This is a genomic window from Xanthomonas sp. SHU 199 (assembly GCF_000364665.1).
GTDB classification, from domain to species: domain Bacteria; phylum Pseudomonadota; class Gammaproteobacteria; order Xanthomonadales; family Xanthomonadaceae; genus Xanthomonas_A; species Xanthomonas_A sontii.
Genome location: NZ_AQOI01000450.1, coordinates 1 through 5,792 on the forward strand (window position 1 = coordinate 1; position 5,792 = coordinate 5,792).

The window sequence follows — 5,792 nt, forward strand, 5'->3', positions numbered from 1 at the left end:
CGGCCGATTGGCAGGCGCAGTGGGACGGCCGCGCGCCGCTGGCGTTGCCCGATGGCCGCTGCCTGCACCTGCGCGCCGACACCGCGCTGGCCTTCGATACGCCGCTGCTGGTGCGCGCACGCCGCGGCGGCGAGCGTCTGCTTCTGCCAGGGCGGACGCAGTCGCAGGCACTGAAGCACCTGCTGCAGACGCAGGCCTTGCCACCCTGGCAGCGCATGCGACTGCCGCTGCTGTTCGACGCCACGCAACTGCTGGCTGCCGGACCGGACCTGCTGGCCGCGCCGCTGCACGATTGGCTGCAGACGCACGCTGCACGCCTTGAGCTGGATGCGCTGCCGGCGCCGGCACGCGCCTCGCATTGACCCTGCCGCCGCCGCCGCGCACACTTTCGCCATGCCCAAGAAGTCCCAAGACGATGCCTCCCCGGTCGCGCGCTTCGAGCAGTCGCTCGAGGAGTTGGAAGTGCTGGTGGAGAAGATGGAAGCCGGCGACCTGAGCCTGGAGCAGTCGCTCAGCGCCTACGAGCGTGGCGTGGGCCTGTACCGGCAATGCCAGCAGGCGCTGGAGCAGGCCGAATTGCGCGTGCGCCTGCTCAGCGATCCCGAACAGCCCGACAGCGCCGAACCCTTCGACCCCGTGCCGCCCCATGGCGGCTGAGGCGGCGTTCGCGCACTGGCGCGAGCGGGTGGAAGCCGGCCTGCAGGCGCAGTTGCCGGCGGCCACGCTGGCGCCGCAGCGCCTGCACGCGGCGATGCGCCACGCCACCCTCGGCGGCGGCAAGCGCATGCGCCCGCTGCTGGTCTACGCCAGCGGCGCGCTGTTCGGCGCCGACGCCGCGCGCCTGGATGCACCGGCGCTGGCGGTGGAACTGATCCACGCCTATTCGCTGGTCCACGACGACCTGCCGGCGATGGACGACGATGCCCTGCGCCGCGGCCAGCCGACCGTGCACATCGCCTTCGACGAAGCCACCGCGATCCTCGCCGGCGACGCGCTGCAGAGCCTGGCGTTCGCGTTGCTGGCCAATGCCGAAGACGCGGCGGCGACGCTGCGCGTGCAGTGGCTGCAGACCCTGGCCGAGGCCGCCGGTGCGGCCGGCATGTGCGGCGGGCAGGCATTGGACATCGACGCCACCGGCCGCGTGCAGGCGCTGCCGGACCTGCAACGCATGCATGCGCTGAAGACCGGCGCGCTGATCCGCGCCAGCGTGCGCCTGGGCGCACTCGGCGGCGGCGCCGATGCCGCCGCGCTCGCGCAACTGGACAGCTTCGCCACCGCGCTGGGCCTGGCCTTCCAGGTGCGCGACGACATCCTCGACGTGGAAGCCAGCTCCGAACAGCTCGGCAAGACCGCCGGCAAGGACGTCGCGCAGGCCAAGTCCACCTACCCTGCCCTGCTGGGCATGGATGGCGCCAAGGCCAAGCTGGCCGAGCTGGCGCAGGCGATGCAGGACAGCCTGCACGGCTATGGCGCTGCCGCCGATGCACTGGCGGCGCTGGCGCGGCTCGCGGTCGATCGCGCGCACTGATCGCCACGCTCGACGCGTGCGATGGTTGCGGCTGGGCCGCACGCGTCATTAGCCGCAGATGCGATGCACCGCATCCGCGAAACCAGGGATGGATGCTGGCGCTGGCCGCGCGCAGCCCGTGATGACCAGAGGCGCTGTTGCAGGAGCGGCTTCAGCCGCGACAGACGGCATCGGTCATGCCTGTCGCGGCTGAAGCCGCTGCTACATGGGCTTGCGGTGAGTGTCTGGGGCAATGTGGGCGGGACGTCAGTCCCGACTGCTTTCGCGGTCCGATCGTCCGCCACGCCGCTCGTCGCGGATGCATGACGGTTGACTCCCACACCAGGCGACCAGGCGCATCTCACGCCACGGCAACCCGCGTTGCCGCAAAAATTCCGACGCAGCGCATACCGCTGCAGATCGCGATGACGCCGGCTGCGGCGAATGGAGATCCCGGACGTCCTCATCGCCTTCGGCAAACGCTGCCACCAGCACGATCTGCACGCACGCACACGCACAGTGCGAGCGTGATCGCCACATGGCCTATCCGCGACGCTGCGCTCGATCCACTGCATGCCGCTGCGGCAAGGCCGCTGCAGCGCGACACTCACATGCGGCGATGTCTGTCCGCGATGCCGATACTGAGACCTGGCGCGCGCTTCGCTGGACGAAATCGAAGACAAACGCACCTGCGACGCGCACGCGCGCATCACCGGGCTAGTTTGCTTCGGCCCCTGTCACGGGGCGCCCACTTTCGACGGAGAGAGACTGCATGAAACACGCATCCCGGATCTCGGCAGCGATCGGCTTCAGCCTGGTCGGCATCATCTCGGCGGCCACGGCGCAATCGCAACTCACGCGCACGCCCGCGCCGCTGCAGGTCGAACTGACGCCGGTCGCCGACGCCGACGGCCAGCAGCGCGGCCAGATGGCGGTGACCGTGCGCAACACCGGCACGCAGGTCGCACGCGTGCCCAAGTGGGAACTGCCGCTGGGCGATCTCGACAACGCCCTGTTCCAGGTCCAGCGCGACGGCAAGCCGGTGGATTACGTCGGGCGCCTGGTCAAGCGCGCAGCGCCGCGCGCCGAGGACATGGTGGTGCTGCAGCCGGGCGAAGCGAAGCAGGCGCAGATCGACCTGAGCCGCGCCTACGACCTGACCCGCAGCGGCACCTACAGCATCCGCCTCGACGCGCCGCTGCAGGGCGCCGCGCTCGCCGATGGCGCGCGCATGCTGCGCGCCGACGGCGAGCCGCAGACCCTGTCCAGCGCGCCGCTGACGGTATGGCTGGATGGCGGCCGCGGCCATGCGGTGCGCAACGACCTGATGGTCGGCCCGCAGGCGGTGGTCAACGGCGTCAACTACGCCTCGTGCAGCACCAGCCAGATCAGCACCATCGGCAGCGCGGTGAACGCGGCACGCACCTACTCGCAGAACGCCAAGACCTACCTCAACGGCGGCAGCACCGGCGCGCGCTACACCACCTGGTTCGGCGCCTACAACGCCAGCCGCTACAGCACCGCCACGTCCAACTTCGTCAACATCGATTCGGCGATCGACCAGAACAACGGGCAGATCACCATCAATTGCGGCTGCAGCGACAGTTCCTACGCCTACGTGTATCCGAACCAGCCGTACCAGATCTACGTGTGCAATGCGTTCTGGAGCGCGCCGCTGACCGGCACCGACTCCAAGGCCGGCACCCTGATCCACGAAATGAGCCACTTCAGCGTGGTCGCCGGCACGCAGGACACCGCGTACGGCCAGAGCGCGGCCAAGAGCCTGGCCAAGAGCGATCCGGCGCGCGCGGTGAAGAACGCCGACAGCCACGAGTACTTCGCCGAGAACAATCCGTCGCAGAACTGAGTCCGGCACGCCGGTGATGTCCCCGGGCGCCGACCTCGCGTCGGCGCCCGGTTCGCGTGCGGCCCAGGCCGCACGCTCTATGCCCGCGTGGTGTCCTAGGCCACCAAACCCTCCAACCTGGGCAGCCCCGCGCTGCCGGGAAACACCTGGGTGTCCAGCGCGCGCTCGGACACGCCCAGATGCGCGCCGAGCACGTGCCGGAACAGGCTGCGCAGGTCGCTGGTGGCGCGCAGGTCGCGGCCCTCGTTCAAGGCCCGCGGCGACAGGCCGGGCCAGTCTCCGGCGATGCGCCCGCCGCGCACCGCGCCGCCGGCCAGGAACGCCACCCCGCCGGTGCCATGGTCGGTCCCGCCGGTCCCGTTCACCGCCGCGGTGCGGCCGAACTCGGTCACCACCGCGACCACGCTGCGCGACCAGCAGGCCTGCGCGCCATCGTGGAACGCGCGCAGCCCCGCATCCAGTTCGCCCAGCTTGCGCTGCAGCACCGCGGCCTGGTTGCCGTGGGTATCCCAGCCGGCATCCTCGACGAAGCCGATCCGCGGCCCGTCGGGCTTGGCCATGAAGCTGGCCGCCGCACTCATCGCCTGCGGCAATTGCCCACCCTTGACGCTGTCCACCTGCATGCCCTGCTCGCGCAGCGCGCGCGCGAAATCGCCGGCCAGGTGCGGATCGGCGGCATACAGCGGCTGCAGACGCTGCAGCAGGATCGGATTGACCGCGCTCGGCAGCGGCGGCGACCAGCTGTTCACCGCGCCCGGGCCACGCATGATCAGCGGCGTCACCGCGCTCACCGAGACCGCCTCGGCGCCGTGCAGGGCCAGTGCGCAGCGGTTGAGCCAGCCGCTGGAGGCGCCGCTGGGCCGCGCGGTGCCGTTCTCCAGGCAATCCTGCGCCTCGAAGTGCGAGCGCTCGCGGTACGGCGGCGCCACCGCCACCACCGGCAGCCATTGCTTGCGCGCGTACAGCTCATGCGCGAACGCCAGCGCCGGATGCAGCGCGAAGCTGCCGTCCAGGGCCAGGGTCTGCGGCGGCGCCAGCGCGCCGCGCAGGCGTGCGTAGTCGGGGTCGGCGGTCGGCACCAGTGCGTGCAGCCCGTCCAGCGCGCCGCGCAGCAGCACCACCAGCAGGCGCGTATCGGCGCCCGGCGCGGCCAGGCCGCTGCCCGCCCACAGGCTCAACACGGTGGCCGCACCGCTGGCGGCAAGGAAACGACGGCGTGTCAGTTGCATCGGAGCTTCTCCCATCGCGGATCGGACCGCGCGCCGCTCAGGCGCGCCATTGGAAGGCCGGGCTGGCCAGCAGCACCGCCACGCCTTCGCGTGGCGATTCGGCGCGCCGCACCGCGCTCAGCGTGTCCGCATCCGGACCGTCGCCGAACGCGGTCGCGGCCAATGCCAGCGGCTCGCCTGGGGCCATCCCGGCCAGCGCCTCGGCGGCCTGCACGCGCTTCCACAGTGCGTCGGCGCCGCTCCATTCCGCGGCCACGTCGGCATAGCCGGCCGGCGAGCGCGGCGTGAACGGCGGCTGCCCCATCCGTGCCAGCAGGGTCAGCACGGTCTTCTGCTGCGGCGGCGCCTCGGGCCAGGTACCTCCGGCGCGCAGTGCGGACACCACGAAATCCTGCGGCGGCTTGAACTTGCGCGCCTGCGCGTCCCATGCCTCGGGGCTGTCGATCAGGGCGCGGTAGACGTGGCGCAGGTCGCCATCGTTGCGCCGCCACGCGTCGGCCATGCGCTGTACCAAGGCCGGCGGCGGATCGTCGCGGACGAAATGCCGGGCCAGCTTGAACGAGACGTGCTGCGCGGTGGCCGGGTGCCGGGCCAGCGCCGCCAGGATCGCCTCGCCCTGTGCCACGCCGTCCTCGGCATAGCGCCGGCCCAGCACCAGGCGGCTGCCGGCGGCATGCGCCGGCGCGCGGAACACGAAGGCGGCCCCGGGCGCGCCCTGCTCGAAATCGCGCGGCGCCGGCACGCCCCAGCCGGTGATCGCACGCGCCAGTTCGGTGACGTCGGCCTGGGTATAGCCGCCGTCCACGCCGAGGGTGTGCAGCTCCAGGATCTCGCGCGCCAGGTTCTCGTTGAGCCCCAGGCGGCGCACGGGACGTTCGGGATCCAGGCGCAGGGCCCGGCGCTGCGCGCGTTGCGCCAGCAGCGAGTCGGGGCCGACCGAATTGGCGTTGTCCAGGTAGCGCAGCATCGCCGGGTGCCGCTCCACCGCCAGCAGCAGGTCGGCGAAGCGGCCCATGCAGTGCGGGCGGATCGCCTCGCGCTCCATCGGCGCCGCGTACAGCGCGGCCGCGCGCTTGTCGACCGAGACCGCGAAATGATTGGACCAGAACTGCACCAGGCGCTCGGCGAATCCGGCCGGGCTGGACACCGCGACCCGGTAGCGCGCCGCCAGTTCCTGCGCCTGTGCCTG

6 protein-coding genes are annotated in these 5,792 nt (G+C 71.7%); 4 read left to right on the forward strand and 2 right to left on the reverse strand.

The genetic code is table 11. The annotated features are described in order from the left end of the window. The 4 genes from tilS to D183_RS0114370 form a co-directional block, all read left to right on the forward strand. Positions 1–362: tRNA lysidine(34) synthetase TilS (gene tilS / locus D183_RS24850; protein WP_039727797.1), on the forward strand; the 362-nt coding region annotated here is incomplete at its 5' end. Between the two features lie 31 nt (positions 363–393). Next, complete coding sequence (locus D183_RS0114360; RefSeq protein WP_017909613.1) at positions 394–657, forward strand: exodeoxyribonuclease VII small subunit; 264 nt, start codon at positions 394–396, stop codon at positions 655–657. Further along, complete coding sequence (locus D183_RS0114365) at positions 647–1,528, forward strand: polyprenyl synthetase family protein (protein WP_017909614.1); 882 nt, start codon at positions 647–649, stop codon at positions 1,526–1,528. Before D183_RS0114360 ends, D183_RS0114365 begins: the two co-directional genes overlap by 11 nt. Before the next feature lie 751 nt (positions 1,529–2,279). Then, positions 2,280–3,374 carry a M35 family metallo-endopeptidase gene (locus tag D183_RS0114370; protein WP_017909615.1) on the forward strand — a complete coding sequence of 365 codons (1,095 nt, stop codon included), beginning with the start codon at positions 2,280–2,282 and terminating at the stop codon, positions 3,372–3,374. A gap of 95 nt (positions 3,375–3,469) precedes the next feature. Here the strand turns inward: D183_RS0114370 and D183_RS0114375 are convergent, their stop codons facing one another. After that, complete coding sequence (locus D183_RS0114375; protein WP_017909616.1) at positions 3,470–4,603, reverse strand: DUF1501 domain-containing protein; 1,134 nt, start codon at positions 4,601–4,603, stop codon at positions 3,470–3,472. Between the two features lie 37 nt (positions 4,604–4,640). After that, a partial coding sequence (locus tag D183_RS0114380) for a DUF1800 domain-containing protein (protein WP_017909617.1) occupies positions 4,641–5,792 on the reverse strand: 1,152 nt, incomplete at its 5' end.